The 16581-nt window shown below is 42.1% G+C and carries 14 protein-coding genes; 13 read left to right on the top strand and 1 reads right to left on the bottom strand.

Features of this window, described 5'->3' with window-relative positions; genetic code table 11:
* The first annotated feature begins 13 nt into the window (after nt 1-13).
* The 12 genes from AC0VYC_RS09105 (at nt 14) to AC0VYC_RS09050 (ending at nt 14988) form a co-directional block, all read left to right on the top strand.
* Nucleotides 14-1276 (top strand): PTS ascorbate transporter subunit IIC, encoded by a 1263-nt coding sequence (locus tag AC0VYC_RS09105; protein ID WP_217967101.1) that lies wholly within the window; start codon nt 14-16, stop codon nt 1274-1276.
* Between the two features lie 17 nt (nt 1277-1293).
* The gene (gene alsE / locus AC0VYC_RS09100) at nt 1294-1986 is read left to right on the top strand and encodes a D-allulose 6-phosphate 3-epimerase (RefSeq protein ID WP_048001466.1); all 693 of its coding nucleotides are present in this window, start codon (nt 1294-1296) and stop codon (nt 1984-1986) included.
* A gap of 183 nt (nt 1987-2169) precedes the next feature.
* Nucleotides 2170-3210, top strand: coding sequence for a LacI family DNA-binding transcriptional regulator (locus tag AC0VYC_RS09095; RefSeq protein WP_041507192.1), 1041 nt, complete (start codon nt 2170-2172; stop codon nt 3208-3210).
* 217 nt (nt 3211-3427) lie between these two features.
* On the top strand, nt 3428-4684 hold the full coding sequence (locus AC0VYC_RS09090; RefSeq protein WP_327868325.1) for an ABC transporter substrate-binding protein: 1257 nt from the start codon (nt 3428-3430) through the stop codon (nt 4682-4684).
* A 30-nt stretch (nt 4685-4714) separates the two neighbouring features.
* Nucleotides 4715-5647: a carbohydrate ABC transporter permease gene (locus tag AC0VYC_RS09085; RefSeq protein ID WP_039167807.1), complete on the top strand. Its 933-nt coding sequence runs from the start codon at nt 4715-4717 to the stop codon at nt 5645-5647.
* On the top strand, nt 5647-6477 hold the full coding sequence (locus AC0VYC_RS09080) for a carbohydrate ABC transporter permease (protein ID WP_426578725.1): 831 nt from the start codon (nt 5647-5649) through the stop codon (nt 6475-6477). The genes AC0VYC_RS09085 and AC0VYC_RS09080 overlap by 1 nt, the downstream gene beginning before the upstream one ends.
* A 31-nt stretch (nt 6478-6508) precedes the next feature.
* Nucleotides 6509-7840, top strand: coding sequence for an alpha-galactosidase (gene melA / locus AC0VYC_RS09075; protein WP_475389960.1), 1332 nt, complete (start codon nt 6509-6511; stop codon nt 7838-7840).
* A gap of 366 nt (nt 7841-8206) precedes the next feature.
* A complete protein-coding gene (locus AC0VYC_RS09070) occupies nt 8207-9667 on the top strand; it encodes a CoA-acylating methylmalonate-semialdehyde dehydrogenase (RefSeq protein ID WP_041092751.1) in 1461 nt (486 codons plus the stop codon).
* A 224-nt stretch (nt 9668-9891) separates the two neighbouring features.
* On the top strand, nt 9892-11436 hold the full coding sequence (locus tag AC0VYC_RS09065) for a glycoside hydrolase family 43 protein (RefSeq protein WP_056408605.1): 1545 nt from the start codon (nt 9892-9894) through the stop codon (nt 11434-11436).
* 41 nt (nt 11437-11477) lie between these two features.
* Nucleotides 11478-12743 (top strand): glucuronoarabinoxylan endo-1,4-beta-xylanase XynC, encoded by a 1266-nt coding sequence (xynC, locus tag AC0VYC_RS09060; RefSeq protein ID WP_475389957.1) that lies wholly within the window; start codon nt 11478-11480, stop codon nt 12741-12743.
* A 131-nt stretch (nt 12744-12874) separates the two neighbouring features.
* On the top strand, nt 12875-13582 hold the full coding sequence (locus AC0VYC_RS09055; protein ID WP_008343743.1) for a response regulator transcription factor: 708 nt from the start codon (nt 12875-12877) through the stop codon (nt 13580-13582).
* Nucleotides 13583-13584: 2 nt separating this feature from the next.
* Complete coding sequence (locus AC0VYC_RS09050) at nt 13585-14988, top strand: sensor histidine kinase (RefSeq protein ID WP_256689297.1); 1404 nt, start codon at nt 13585-13587, stop codon at nt 14986-14988.
* Between the two features lie 53 nt (nt 14989-15041).
* Here AC0VYC_RS09050 and AC0VYC_RS09045 read toward each other — a convergent pair whose 3' ends face one another.
* Complete coding sequence (locus AC0VYC_RS09045) at nt 15042-15350, bottom strand: magnetosome magnetite crystal formation protein family (RefSeq protein ID WP_007499277.1); 309 nt, start codon at nt 15348-15350, stop codon at nt 15042-15044.
* 375 nt (nt 15351-15725) lie between these two features.
* Between AC0VYC_RS09045 and AC0VYC_RS09040 the strand changes: the two genes are divergently transcribed.
* The gene (locus AC0VYC_RS09040; protein ID WP_144680422.1) at nt 15726-16568 is read left to right on the top strand and encodes a PRD domain-containing protein; all 843 of its coding nucleotides are present in this window, start codon (nt 15726-15728) and stop codon (nt 16566-16568) included.
* Nucleotides 16569-16581 lie beyond the last annotated feature (13 nt).

Genomic DNA, 16581 nt, shown 5'->3' with positions numbered 1-16581 from the left:
GGGGATTCACATCATGATAGAACTGATCATGAACGATATATTGGGCACACCTGCAATTCTCATCGGTTTGTTTGCACTAGCTGGTTTACTTTTGCAGAAAAAGTCAGCTGCCGATACTGTATCAGGCACCTTAAAAACAACAATGGGTTTTTTAATATTAGGAGCGGGCGCCACAGTCGTATCTGATTCTCTTGGGGTTTTTAGGAAGATGTTTGAAGCAGCGTTTCACATTCAAGGGGTTGTCCCAAATACAGATGCCATGGCGGCCATTGCCCAAAAGGAATTCGGTACACAGACAGCGCTCATTATGATTTTTGGCATGTTGGTCAATTTGCTTTTGGCAAAATTCACACCCTTTAAATACGTCTTTTTAACTGGGCATCATACGCTATATATGGCGGCTATGCTTGCAGTCGTTCTGTCAACAGCCGGCATGCAAGGAACGCTGCTGATCACCACTGGTTCAATCGTATTAGGTGCAGCGATGGTCATTGCTCCCGCAATCCTTCAGCCGTTTACAAAAAAAGTCACTGGAAGTGATGATCTGGCACTCGGTCATTTCAGTACGTTCGGCTATTTTACAGCGGGAATGATCGGCAAATGGGTCGGGCGCCCAGAGAAATCAACGGAAACCATTCAAGTGCCTAAATCACTCGGTTTTCTAAGAGATACATCGGTGGCCATCTCCATTACGATGGCTTTGCTTTTCTTTGCGATTGCACCGTTTGCGGGAATTTCATTCATAGAAAACATTAGTGGTGGTACGAACTTTGCTGTCTTCATTCTCATTCAGGCCATTACCTTTGCTGCTGGGGTGTACATTATTTTAGCAGGTGTACGGATGGCAATCGGGGAAATTGTGCCGGCTTTCAAAGGGATTGCCGATCGTTTCGTCAAAGGGGCAAAGCCGGCACTTGATGCGCCAACTGTTTTCCCATTTGCTCCAAATGCGGTGATCATCGGTTTTTTATGCAGTTTTGCAGGTGGCATCGTGTCTATTTTCCTTCTTCCATTGTTTGGTTTAACTGTCATTGTACCTGGACTTGTGCCGCACTTTTTCTGCGGTGCAACAGCGGGCGTATATGGCAATGCAACAGGGGGAGTGAGAGGTGCAGTCGCCGGTTCCTTTGTAAATGGAATACTCCTTTCATTTTTACCAGCTTGTTTACTTCCTGTGTTAGGCACTCTTGGCTTTGAAGGGACAACATTTGGCGATACAGACTTCGGTATCATCGGAATATTGATTGGATTGATCAAATTTATATTTCATCTTTAAAAAGGAGGCATTTCAGGATGACAGCTATTTTCTCACCTTCATTGATGTGCATGGATTTAACGCACTTCCGTGAACAAATTCAGCTTCTGAACACAAGGGCAGATCGTTATCATGTCGACGTCATGGATGGTCATTATGTAAAAAATATGACCTTATCACCCTTTTTTATTGAACAACTTCGGAAACTGACAGACGTTCCGATTGATGTTCATCTAATGGCCGAACAGCCTCAGGAATTTTTAATTGATGCATGTATTGATGCAGGCGCAACGATGATTTGTTTACATCCAGAAGTGGTGCAAAAAGACGTTTTTCGAATCATTCGGCATATCCACGAAAGAAAGTGTGAGGTCGGCTTTGTTCTCAATCCCGCCACACCAGTTGCAGCATTAGATGCTTTTATTCATTTAATAGACCGGGTGACGATCATGACAATTGATCCAGGGTTTGCGGGTCAGCCTTTTATCAAAGAAATGCTTCCGAAAATGAAAGCGGTGAAAGAAATCAAAGAGAAGGGGGGATACTCATTTTCAATTGAGGTAGACGGCTCTTGTAATGAAAGCACGTTCCGGTTGCTTGCTGAGGCAGGAAATGAAATTTACATCATCGGTACCTCAGGTTTATTTGGACTTCACGAAGAATTAGATAAAGCATGGGAAATAATGAAGCAATTGTTCGCAAAAGAAACAGCCACAATGAAATCACCTTAGTAAAAAGGAGGATGAAGCCCATCCTCTTTTTTACGCAATTTTACTAAACAAACTATCTCCTTATCAAAACATACTCAAAAACTTCATAAAAGCACAAATTTATAATTGAAAGCGCTTTATTTATGTGTTATTCTTCAAATATCTTTAGTAAACATTTAGTCAAAAATGATGAGGAGTTTGCCTATGACTACACTCAAAGATATTGCTCATGATGCAAAAGTATCCGTCTCTACTGTATCCCGTGTGTTAAATGGCGACCAAACGCTTGCCGTTTCACACGCAACAAGACAAAACATCCTCGACATAGCCAAGAAATTAAACTATACCCCAGTCAGAGCAAGAAAAGCCGATCAAGCAGAAGTAAAAAGCCCACCCGCATCCCCAGTCATCGGTGTCGTTGTCGCCCAATCCATTGACGAAGAATTAAATGATCCTTTTTTTTCATCGATTCGAAAAGGAATTGAAAAAGAATATGCCAAACAAGGTCTGTCCACTCTCCATACCTTTCGCCTAAGAAACATGGATAAAGGGGCGATACTAAAGGATATTGACGGTTTGATTGTCATTGGACGAATCAGCCCTGATACGGTTGAAAAGATGACAAACCGCATGGAACATATCGTTTTTATCAATCATTATGCGGATGAAGATTTGTATGATTGTGTACATGTGGATTTTGTCAGAGCGGCAGATCGTGCCATTCGTCATCTGCAATCTCTCGGCTACACACATCTAGGCTATATTGGCGGGAAAGAGAGGGAGCATTATTTCGAAGGAAATGCTGTGATTGAGGACGAAAGACAAACAACTTTTATCAAAAGAATGCAAGAAGCGGGAACTCTTCATATGAATGACATCCACATAGGCGAATATTCCATGCAAGAAGGCTACTCGCTTATGCAAAAAGCCATTCAGAAAGGAAATCTTCCAGAAGCCTTTTTTATCGGAAGTGACTCTATGGCAATAGGCGCTATGCGTGCGCTACATGAAGCCGGCCTTCGTGTACCTCAAGATGTCTCAATCGTGGGGTTTAATGATATCGAAGCCGCTTCCTTTTCAAGCCCGCCGCTCACAACGGTTAAAGTATATACAGAACAAATGGGGGAAGTAGGTCTAAAGCTTTTGCTTGAGCGGATAGAAGGAAGAAAGCTTCCCCTAAAAGTCGTCGTGCCAACAAAGCTCATGCAAAGAGGCAGCACATGCCCAATCCATGAAAGGGGGTGAATATGCATTTCAGTAAACAAAAAAGAGACAAAAAAGCAGGAAGGGAGCTGCTGAGCATGATGGCCAGATCATGCTGAAAACAATGCAGTTCACCCAATTGCTCTCTTATCTCTTTGAAAAGAATAGAATTCCAGTATAATGGACTTCTTTTGTTTCCGCAACTGCATGAATTCTACCTATAATCGTCTGAATTTTCAGTGATCAAAAGGAGGAAACGATGAATAAAAAAAATTTGATGCTGTGTGCAGCTCTAGTTTTGTCGATAATCTTGTCTGCTTGTGGCAATAACGGTGCGTCTGAAGCAAACGGAAAAGTGACCTTGACTCTATTCTCTACAATGAGCAACAGCGGGGAGAGAAAGGCATTTGAAGAAGTGATCCGTGACTTTGAAAAAGAACATCAAAACATCCGAATTGATGCCAACTTCCCTGGCAACAGCTATGAAGATATGATACGCGTCAAAATGGGCGCAAACGACATGCCAGACCTATTTGATACACACGGCTGGGCCAAGCTGCGATATAGCGAATACGTGGCTGATCTAAAGGAGATGGACTGGGTAAAACAACTCGATCCTTCACTTGATCAAATTTTAAAAGACAAAGATGGCAAAGTCTATGCCTATCCGCTGAATCAAGCAAAAGACGGACTCAGCTTTAATGCCAATCTATTAAAAGAATATGGCATAAAAGTTCCTAAAACACTGAATGAACTGAAAAGTGCTTTACAGACTGTCAAAGAAAAAAGTAAAGGAGACGTTGTGCCGCTCTGGATCCCAGGAGGCGATAATTCTAATATTGCCCAAGTCTTTGATGAGCTGGCAACGCCTTTACTCATTACCGATCAAAAACATCAATACGGAAAAGACCTTGAAAATGGATCATTTGATTGGTCTCACTATACACCGCTTGCACAGTTTATGAAGGAGCTGAAAGATCAAGACCTTTTAAACAAAGATGTACTCACTGCGAAACTATCTCAAGCACCTGAGCTGATGGCACAAAACAAAATCGCTTTCACCTTTGTGGGAGGATCTTTAGGACCTGAGGCGACTGAACTCAATCAATCGATCAAAGTAGGCACCATGCCCGTACCAGCGATTCATGAAGGAGATGAGCAAAGCTGGATTGGCGGGGAACGCTTTACTGTTGCGGCATGGAAAGACTCAAAGCATCTAAAAGAAGCACAACAATTCATTGACTTTTTAGCAAAGCCTGAAAACGCCAAAAAAATCGCAGAGGGCACTTCCTCTGAAACGGCTTTAAAAGAAGTCAAAGCCAAAAACTATTACTCTACATTTTACGAGCAATATGAAGATATTAAGATTGAACCATATTTTGATCGGAAATACTTACCGAGCGGCATGTGGGCAGTCATGGCAACGACCGGTCAAGAATTATTAGCAGGCTCCATCACACCGGAACAACTATCGAAGAAAATGGAAGAGGAATATAAGCGTCTGAAAAAACAATAGCAGGCTCATGCTGAAACAGGAGTGAAGCCAATGAGTGACATCACAAAAGAAAAACAGGCGGCGACATTTACCTCTTTTCCAAAACAGAAGATGAAAAATAGCCAAAATTCTTCACTTTGGTGGATGTATCTGCCTGCTGTTCTCGTTGTCAGTACCTTTATCATTTATCCCTTTTTTAACGGGATTCAGCTCTCTTTTACAAATTGGAACGGTTTCTCACAACAGTATAAGTGGATCGGACTGGATCAATACAAACGGCTACTGCAAGATCCAACCACATGGCTTGTTGTGAAAAATACCCTTCTTTACGGCATCGGGAGCACCATCTTACAAAATATGATTGGTCTTGGATATGCACTCTTATTAAATCAAAGTTTAAAAATGAGAGCCATCACAAGAACGGTGATCTATTTACCCGTCATGATCAGCCCGATTGCTATGGGCTATATTTGGTATTTTGTCTTTGCGTACCAAGGTGGTGCTTTAAACGACGTTGTTACCTTTTTTGGATTTGATCCAATGAATGCACTTGGTAATCCGCAGCTAAACACTTGGATCATTGTGTTTGTGAATACGTATCAATTCGTCGGGATTGCCATGATCATTTATTTAGCAGGACTCCAAAGCATTCCTAAAGATTATTATGAAGCAGCACAACTCGACGGAGCTTCAGGTCTTCAGCAATTTTGGCGCATCACATTGCCACTTTTAATGCCATCTATCACCATCAATGTTGTGCTCAATGTGATCGGTGGACTTAAATTGTTTGATGTCATTGTCGCGCTCACTGGCGGAGGACCCGGAGATTCCTCGCAATCGATGTCGACTTTTATGTACGATTTGTATTTCAAACGGCAGGATGCAGGCTATGCAGCGACGCAAGGTGTCTTTATGGCTGTCATCATCCTTGTCGTTAGTGTTGCAGCGCTTATTTATTTCAAACGAAAGGAGACCGAGGTGTGATGGATAACGCCTATAAACGAAAGAAAAGATGGTACTCCTTACTCGCCCTTTTGATAACATTGCTGCACCTGATTCCATTTTATATTTTAGTCACGACCTCTCTAAAGGGGATAGGAGATTTTAGCTCAAAATGGTTGTTCCCATCAACGCTTCATTTTGAAAACTTTCGCATGGCATGGACAGATGCTCAGCTTGGCCAGTCCTTTTTGAATACAGTGATCATTACGTTCAGCTCGGCTGCCCTACTCATCATCTTTGGATCACTTGCCGCCTATCCGCTCGCAAGAAGAGGAACAAAGCTGAATCAAGCGGTGTATCTCTTATTCATTGCCATTATGGTCATACCGCCGCTCACAGCCCTTGTCCCTTTATACAAAATGGTTGTACAAATTGGCATGATGAATACTTATCAAATCGCTATTTTAAACAATGTTGCTGCTTTTTTGCCACTGACGATTTTTCTATATGCCGGTTTTATCCGGTCGACGATTCCAAAGGAGCTTGAAGAAGCCGCTCGTATTGATGGCGCGGGAACACTCAGAGTCTTTTTCATCGTCGTTTTTCCGCTGCTGAAGCCGATTACCGCTTCTGTTTTAATCATTGCCTGTGTGTATATTTGGAACGACTATCAATTTGCCATCTTCTTCTTGCAAGATAAAGAGATGCATACACTGACAGTCGCCTTATCAAATTTCTTTGGTCAAAATCAACACCAGCTCCAGCTCGTTGGCGCCGCTGCTCTTATTGCGATGCTGCCAATGGTCACGATGTTTTTACTTTTGCAAAAATACTTTATCGCAGGGCTGTCTCAAGGCTCTGTTAAAGGGTAATCCAACCTTGATGTAAAAAGGAGTGTCGTCTATGTCTAAAATCACATTTATCGGAGCAGGAAGTACCGTTTTTGCTAAAAATATATTAGGAGATTGTCTGTTCGTTCCCGCACTTGCCGGCTTTGAATTTGCGTTATATGATATCGACCATAACCGGCTGAAAGAATCAGAAACGATGCTACGTCACTTAAAAGAGAACTACGGTGCACATGTGACCATTCAGTCGTATCACAACCGGAAAGAAGCCTTAAAGAATGCGAAATATGTCATCAATGCCATCCAGGTGGGAGGCTATCAGCCAAGCACTGTTATTGATTTTGAGATTCCAAAAAAATATGGATTAAGACAAACGATTGCAGATACGGTTGGCATCGGCGGCATTTTCCGTTCACTTCGAACCATTCCCGTGATGCTGGACTTCGCAAAGGATATGGAAGAGGTATGTCCACACGCCTTATTATTAAATTACACGAATCCAATGGCCACACTGACTGGCGCTATGCTGCGTTATACTCGGGTTCAAACGGTTGGTCTTTGCCATAGCGTACAGGTGTGTACGAAAGATTTATTTCAATCACTTGAAATGGACCATGAAGGCATTGAAGAAAAAATTGCCGGCATTAACCACATGGCATGGTTATTAGAAGTGAAACGGGACGGTCAAGACTTGTATCCAGAAATCAAAGCAAGAGCAAAAGAAAAACAAAAAACGCGGCATCCAGATATGGTTCGTTTTGAACTAATGGATAAATTCGGCTACTATGTCACCGAATCCTCAGAGCACAATGCAGAATATCATCCGTATTTTATCAAATCTCGTTATCCAGAACTGATTGGACAGTTTAACATTCCGCTCGATGAATATCCAAGACGCTGCGAGGAACAAATCAACAATTGGAATACGATGAAACATGACCTTGTGGGAAACACACAAATCACGCATACGCGCTCTAAAGAATATGGTTCACGTATCATTGAAGCGATTGAAACGAACGTTCCCTTTAAATTTGGTGGAAATGTACTGAACACAGGAGGACTCATTCACAATCTTCCGGAAAAAGCCTGTGTCGAAGTGCCATGTATTGCAGACCGGAGCGGTATCATGCCATGTTATATCGGAGAGATACCTGAACAATTGGCTGGACTCAACCGGACCAATATCAGCTCACAGCTCATGACGATTGAAGCTGCAATCAGCGGCAAAAAAGAACACATTTACCAAGCGGCATTATTAGACCCGCATACAAGTGCTGAATTATCAATTGATGACACCATTAAACTATGTAATGAATTAATTGAAGCACACGGGGAGATGCTCCCGGCTTATTCAGAGCCGAGTCAATACGCAATTTCTTCTAAATAACTAACATAAACAGTCTTAGCCTGATGCACTTGGCATCAGGTTTTTTTAGATCAACAAACTGATCATTGACTGGAAGCGTTTTTAATATTATGATTTTTCTAAAGTTAACCAACAGTTAACCAAAAATACATCATCAATTAGTTAACATGATCATGACACACAGACAAAACGACCTAAAAGGGGTACAGATCTTCGGAACCAAAAGAGCTAGAAGGTATAGACTTCACATGTTTTATCAGAACGTAAAGCAAAACTGTGGTTTCATTTGACAAAGAGTGTATACAGATGAAGGCCCCTTAGATGAGACAATGACGATAAATCAATACACGATTGCATCACAATCCAAACAAAGAGGAGAGAGGGAACATGACCAAAACAGATGTACAAACGTTGAAAAATTATATTGGCGGACAATGGGTGGACGCCGAAACGAATCAAACGGAAGCTGTTTATAATCCAGCTACTGGCGAAGTCATCGCAGAAGTACCGCTTTCAACAAAAACGGATGTAGAACATGCAGTCCAAGCAGCACAAGAAGCGTTCACCACTTGGTCTAAAACAGCTGTTCCCCGGCGCGCACGTATATTATTTAAATACCAACAGTTACTCGTTGAGAAATGGGATGAGTTGGCTGAACTCGTCACGCTGGAAAACGGAAAAAGTGTAACAGAAGCAAAAGGAGAGGTGCAGCGAGGAATTGAATGTGTGGAATTTGCCGCTGGTGCACCAACCTTAATGATGGGGAAACAACTGCCTGATATTGCGACTGGTCTAGAGTCTGGCATGTACCGCTACCCAATTGGCGTCATCGGCGGCATTACCCCGTTTAACTTTCCGATGATGGTCCCATGCTGGATGTTCCCGCTTGCCATCGCTTGCGGAAATACATTTGTTTTAAAGCCTTCAGAACGGACGCCAATCCTTGCTGCACGGTTAGCAGAACTATTTGAAGAAGCGGGACTTCCAAAAGGTGTGCTCAACATTGTCAATGGCGCTCACGATGTAGTAAACGGTCTGCTTGAACATGAAAAGGTAAAAGCCATTTCGTTTGTCGGCTCTCAGCCAGTCGCAGAATACGTCTATAAAAAAGGGACAGCACATGGTAAACGTGTACAAGCACTTGCCGGTGCAAAAAATCACTCCATCGTCTTGAAAGATGCTGATTTAGAATCGGCAACAAAACAGATCATTGGTGCTGCTTTTGGATCAGCAGGTGAACGCTGCATGGCAGCAGCCGTTGTCGCAGTGGAAGAAGACGTGGCGGACGACTTGATTCAACAATTGGTCGATGAATCCAACCAGCTTGTCATAGGAAACGGAATAAATGAAGATGTCTTTCTCGGACCAGTCATTCGGAAAGAGCATAAAGAACGAACTCTTCAATATATCCAATCAGGAATTGAAGAAGGCGCAAGCCTGATTCGTGATGGCAGACAAGATAACGAAACAAATGGAGAAGGGTATTTTGTCGGACCAACGATCTTTGATCATGTCACAAATCAAATGAAAATCTGGCAGGACGAGATTTTTGCCCCAGTCTTATCCATTGTCCGTGTCTCATCACTCGCAGAAGCAATCGACCTGTCCAATCAATCAAAATTCGCAAACGGTGCCTGCCTATACACAGACAGCGCTTCAAGCATAAGAGAATTTCGTGAAAACATCGAAGCCGGCATGTTAGGCATTAACATTGGTGTTCCTGCTCCAATGGCTTTCTTCCCATTTTCCGGCTGGAAAGATTCCTTCTACGGAGACTTGCACGCCAATGGAACAGACGGAGTAGAGTTTTACACGAGAAAGAAAATGGTGACCGCTCGGTATATGTAGAAGTACATTTATTGAACATTGAGAAAGAATGCAGCTCCAAAATGGAGACTGCATTTTTTTGTTGTCTTCTAGTTAAAAAGTAAGGGTTTTCATCGCACTCTTTACAGGGTTTCACAGGGAGAAATCATTCTTTGTATTCATTCTTCATCACGAAACATCAACATAATTTGAAATTGGGCCTAAACCCCAATATCAGGAAGATGAAAACAGGAGGAAATGACACGATGAGGACGAGGATGAAGTGCAGCGTTTGTTTATTGATTTTCACTTTGGTACTGAGTTGTTTGCCGGTATATGAAGCGAATGCGGCAAGCACTCCTATTGCCAAGCAAGTAGGAAATGCAAACCCGCTCATTGACCATCACTTAGGAGCAGATCCGTTTGCACTTACCTATAACGGAAGAGTGTACCTTTATATGTCGAGTGATGACTATGAATATCAAAGCAACGGAACGATTAAGGACAATTCATTTGCAAATCTGAATAGAGTATTCGTCATCTCTTCGGCGGATATGGTCAACTGGACCGATCACGGAGCGATTCCAGTAGCGGGGGCAAATGGGGCAAACGGCGGCAGAGGCATTGCCAAATGGGCAGGCGCATCATGGGCCCCATCAGCAGCGGTAAAGAAGATCAACGGAAAGGATAAATTTTTCCTTTATTTCGCTAACAGCGGCGGAGGGATAGGTGTCCTTACAGCAGACAGCCCGATCGGCCCATGGACTGATCCGATTGGAAAACCACTCGTTACGCCAAGTACACCTGGCATGTCCGGAGTTGTATGGCTTTTTGATCCGGCCGTATTTGTAGATGATGACGGCACTGGTTATCTATATGCCGGCGGAGGCGTTCCAGGCGGTTCCAATCCAACGCAGGGACAATGGGCAAATCCTAAAACAGCAAGAGTCTTGAAGCTAGGTGCTGATATGACAAGTGTGGCCAGTAGCGCATCCACCATTGATGCTCCTTTTATGTTTGAAGACTCAGGGATGCATAAGTATAACGGAACCTATTACTATTCCTATTGCATCAATTTTGGCGGCTCACATCCTGCTGATAAACCACCTGGTGAAATCGGCTATATGACGAGCTCAAGTCCGATGGGACCCTTCACGTATAAAGGACACTTTCTGAAAAATCCGGGTGCTTTTTTTGGTGGCGGCGGTAACAACCATCATGCGGTGTTCAATTTTAAAAATGAGTGGTATGTGGTGTATCATACGCAAACCGTTAGCTCTGCATTATACGGAAGCGGCAAAGGCTATCGCTCTCCACATATTAACAAGCTTGTGCATAATGCAGATGGCTCCCTTCGAGAAGTAGCAGCCAATTATGAAGGAGTGAAACAGCTATCTAATCTGAATCCATATCAACGTGTTGAAGCTGAAACATTCGCTTGGAATGGACGCATTTTGACAGAAGCCTCGTCAGCACCAGGAGGACCAGTGAATAACCAGCATGTCACCAATATTCAAAATGGCGATTGGGTCGCTTTAGGGAATGTAGACTTTGGTTCAAATGGCGCTAGAACATTTAAAGCCAATGTCGCATCGACAGTAGGCGGGAAAATAGAAGTACGCCTTGGCAGCGCGAACGGCAGACTGGTCGGTACACTGAATGTCCCTTCCACCGGTGGAACACAAAACTGGCGGGAAATAGAAACATCGATTAACGGCGCATCCGGAGTGCACAACGTATTTTTTGTCTTTACCGGAACAGGCGGGGGAAATCTATTCCAATTTGATTCTTGGCAGTTTACTCAAAGGTAGCGAATAAAGGTGCTTAAATGTTTGATAGAGGAGTGGGAAATTTGATGTCATGTATAAAAAAACCAATGCTTGCTTTATTGGTGTGTTTCACCATGCTGTCTGTCATGTTCATAGGCCCCGGAGTAACTGAAGTATCAGCAGCTGACGCAAACATTAACCTCAACGCAGAAAGACAAGTGATTCGTGGTTTTGGCGGAATGAACCATCCAGCTTGGATTGGTGATTTGACAGCACCACAAAGGGAAACCGCCTTTGGCAATGGACAAAATCAGTTAGGGTTTTCCATTCTTAGAATTTATGTAGACGAAAACAGAAACAATTGGAGCAGAGAAGTCGCGACGGCCAAACGAGCGATCGAGCATGGTGCTCTAGTCATTGCTTCCCCTTGGAATCCTCCAAGCAGTATGGTTGAAACATTCAACCGGAATGGATCACCTGCCAAGCGGCTTAAATACAATCAATACGCAGCATATGCTCAGCATCTGAATGATTTTGTCACTTACATGAAAAACAACGGAGTCAATCTTTATGCGATTTCTGTTCAAAACGAGCCCGATTATGCACACGAATGGACATGGTGGACACCTCAGGAAATCCTGCGATTCATGAGAGAAAATGCCGGCTCCATTAATGCACGTGTGATTGCACCAGAATCCTTTCAATACCTTAAGAATATCTCAGATCCTATCTTAAACGATCCGCAGGCGCTTGGAAATATGGACATTCTCGGCGCTCATCTATACGGAACCCAAATTAGCCAGCTTCCGTACCCTCTTTTCAAACAAAAAGGGGCAGGGAAAGAGCTATGGATGACAGAGGTCTACTATCCGAATAGTGATAACAATTCAGCGGACCGCTGGCCTGAGGCATTAGGGGTATCAGAGCATATTCACCATTCAATGGTGGAAGGGGACTTTCAGGCGTATGTGTGGTGGTACATCCGGAGATCATACGGTCCTATGAAAGAAGATGGAATGATTAGCAAACGCGGATACAACATGGCGCATTTCTCCAAGTTTGTGCGACCAGGGTACGTCAGGATTGATGCAACGAAAAGCCCTGAACCGAATGTTTTCGTCTCAGCCTACAAAGGAAACAATCAGGTCGTCATTGTTGCGATTAATAAAAACAATGCAGGGGTCAATCAACACTTCGTCGTGCAAAATGGCTCTGTTTCTCAGGCGTCTAGATGGGTGACGAGCGGCAGCAGCAACCTTCAGCCTGGAACTGACTTAAACATATCAGGAAATCAATTTTGGGCTCATCTCCCGGCTCAAAGTGTGACAACATTTGTGGTCAAACGCTAAAGAAACACGAAAAGCCAATTTTCTCATTAAAAAAGAAAATTGGCTTTTTTCTGTGTAAATAGAAAGTTGATTTTTCACGACGTCAACACTTTGGGTATAATAATAACAATGACTTCAGGAGAGTGATCATCATGCCAAAGGTTCAAAGCAAAGTATTGATTATAGATGACGAAAAAGAAATTTTAGAATTAATCCATACCGTATTAACAAGAGAAGGCATTGACCAGGTGTTAACAGCTTCAACTGCCCGTGATGGGCTCACGCAATTTCATCAAGAACAACCAGATCTCGTCATATTGGATATTATGCTGCCAGACGGAGAAGGCTACGATATTTGCAAACAAATCAGAGATGTTTCGCATGTTCCGATTATTTTTTTATCAGCAAAGGGAGAGGAATCAGACAAAATTGTAGGACTTGCCATTGGCGGCGATGATTACATTACAAAACCGTTCAGTCCAAAAGAAGTCGCTTACCGGGTAAAAGCCCAGCTAAGACGGTCATCATACTTACAGCCTTCTCAAGCGGAGCCCGTGATCAAAAAAGGCCCATTTGAGTTAAACGAGCAGCAAGCCGAACTGACGAAAAACGGAGCGGCGATTGAGCTCACTCCGAAAGAACTTATGTTGATGACTTATTTCTTGCAGCATCCGAATCGCGTAATCAGTAAAGAAACGCTTTATCAAACGGTTTGGGGAGAGGATTTCTTCGGTTCTGATAATACGGTAATGGTTCATATACGAAGACTGCGGGAAAAAATAGAACATTCCCCATCTACACCAGAATTTCTCGTGACGGTCAAAGGGCTTGGCTATAAATTTGTTGTAAAGGATGCGTAAAGATGAAATGGCGATTAACAGGCAGATACATGGTCTCTGTCATTATCGTGACCATTATCACGGTCTTTATTAACTTATTTGGATTCATGATATGGCTTGTACTACAAGCAAGCAGTCAGCAAAACGAAGGAAATACGCCGGAAACCTTCACAAGAACATTTGAACAATACATCACCTTGTCTGATCAAAATATCACTGTGAGTAAAGAAGGACAGCAAGCCTTAAAACAACAAAATGCGTGGATTCAAATATTAGACGAAAATGGACAAGACGTCTATCATGCACTAGCACCTAAAGGCTTAAAGAGCAAATACACACCTATAGAAATTGTAAACTTACATAAATATAAAGATAAGCAGTTGATGTCGACGATCTATGCTGGCGGGAAAAATGGAAAGGGTAAGGAATACAGCTACTTCATCGGATTTAAGGACCCTTCCATCGGAAAGTATTTATTTTCTTTTGATACGAAAGACTTAATAGCGCAATTCAATATCGGGACGATGATTTTATTATCGATTGATGCCATCATTGCCTTATTCATTGGATACTTATTCAGCCGGCAACTCATCAAACCGCTCGGCCGTGCCATTTACGGCATTCAGCGGCTCGCAAACGGAGATTATACGACGAATCTGCCAACTAAGGGGATATATAAAGATGTGTTCTATAATGTCAATCACTTATCCGAGCAGCTCGCTTCAAGCCAAAAAGAAAAAGACAAATTAGAGCAAATGCGGGAAGAGTGGATCAGTCATATTTCTCATGATATTAAAACACCATTATCCTCGATTCAAGGCTATGCAGAAATCATGAAAGATCCAAATTATCCTCTTTCAGAACAAGATATCAGACATTACGCTGACATCATTGAGAATAAATCACTGTACATCAAAGATGTGATGGAGGATCTCAATTTAACAACAAGGCTGAAAAATAACGACGTGATGCTGCATAAAGAGCTTGTGAACATTGTGCCATTGCTGCGTGAAACGTTAATTGATATCCTCAACGATTCGAGATATGCGGATCAGACCATTGAGCTACAAACGAATGTAGACAAGCTTATGCTGAATATTGATACGATCCTCATACGAAGAGCGGTCACCAATCTCATTTTAAATGCCCTTGTTCACAATGATGCTGATGTGAAAATCATTGTACAGCTTGAACAAAAAGAACATACCCACATCACCATTCAAGACAACGGCAAAGGAATTGAAGAGGCAGAGCTAGAAAAAGTGTTTGACCGCTACTATAGAGGGACGAATACAGGAGGGACACATGCAGGCTCAGGTCTTGGAATGGCGATTGCAAAAGATATCATCCAAAAACACGGGGGAGATATTACAATACAAAGTATAATAGGAGAAGGAACAACGATTGATATCCAATTACCCGCTTGAGCGGACACACAAAGAAACGGTTCTGCTTCATCACAGAACCGTTTTTCCATCTATTATTCTGAAAACACTTTAATGCCTTTCACAATGTTCCAAATGAAGAAGTAGATCGCCACAAGGAATGTCACAGCATACGTTGCAATTAAGAACGGACCAGCATGACTGATATCGTTCATGCCAAGTAAACCTGAACCGGCAATCCCAAGACCGAAAATCAAATAAGGAATAATATGTGTCCATAGTGATTTTTTCGCATGGTATTTCACTTCGTCTTTTCCTAAGAAATAAACGATAATCGGAAATAGAAATGGTGCAAAAAAGATACTGAAGTAACATAATGAAGACAAAATTTTATTTTCTCTCAAAGCTTTTCACCTCTATGATTGATTTAGAAGAGGGGACCATTTGACTCATCCCTCAATTCCTTACAAACTCATTGTACAACCTCAACCTTAACTCGTATTAATCCGAACCTTACAGCAACCTTAAATATGTTAAACTGTAGAATGATCAATGCAAGATAAAATCATTATAGGTATTTCAATCTATTTTTTCTGAAAAAATAGTTGACTTTGGTCATTCCCTCTGTATAAAATAAAGTCGTAACCGATGCAGGAGTGTTACTGATATGATCAGGCACCACCAAGTCAGGTAAACAGATTGTACATTTGTACGTTGTTTGCTGAGATTTTGGTGTTTTTTTATGCTTTTTTTAGCATTTTAGGTAAGGTGGGATGAGGATGTTCACCGTCGTTAAAGTTTTAAATAATAATATTGTATTAGCTCTAACAGAGGCTCAAAATGAAGTCGTTGTGTTTGGAACAGGAATAGGTTTTAAAAAGAAGAAAGGTGATACCCTTGATGAGAGCGCTGTCAGTAAGACATTTTATTCTGATCAGACGTCTCCATTAGAATCTCAACTTGCCGCTATCCCAACTGATATCCTTTTATTAACTGAAAAAATCATTCGCGTAGGCGAAGAGATGTTGAATAAGAAGTTAGGTTCCAGCGTGCTCTTTTCGCTATCCGATCATCTCACTTTCGCTATTCAAAGGCACGAAGAAAAAATGGCGTATGAAAACCCCATTGTGTGGGAAATTCCACATCTCTATTTTCAAGAATATCAAGTCGGGAAAAAAGCACTGACAATTATTCAAAAGATGATGGGCATTTCTTTTGAAGATACTGAAGCTTCACTCATTGCCCTGCATTTTGTAAACGCTCAAATAGATGGTCAGTCTATGGGAGACACCATTAAGATGACTCACCTTACGAAAGAAATCGTCAAAATTATTCAAAATATTTTCGAGATGATATTGGATAAATCATCCATTAATTATTCGAGGTTTATTACCCACTTGAGATATTTTATTGTCAGGCAGGAAACCAATCAACCACCGCAGCAGATGGATGACTCGTTAAAAGAATTAATACAGGATCGTTATATGAAGAGTTATGCCTGCGGATTGATCATCAAAGAAATGTTAAAACGAGAATTCAATTGGAATGTGACAGAAGACGAACTTGTTTTTTTAGTCATCCATATTGAGAGAATCACAAAGGAACACCAAAAAAATAAATAATTTCATTTAGGCG

It is taken from the genome of Bacillus sp. iso_77 (assembly GCF_056173625.1).
This window is presented reverse-complemented; position numbering and strand designations above follow the sequence as displayed.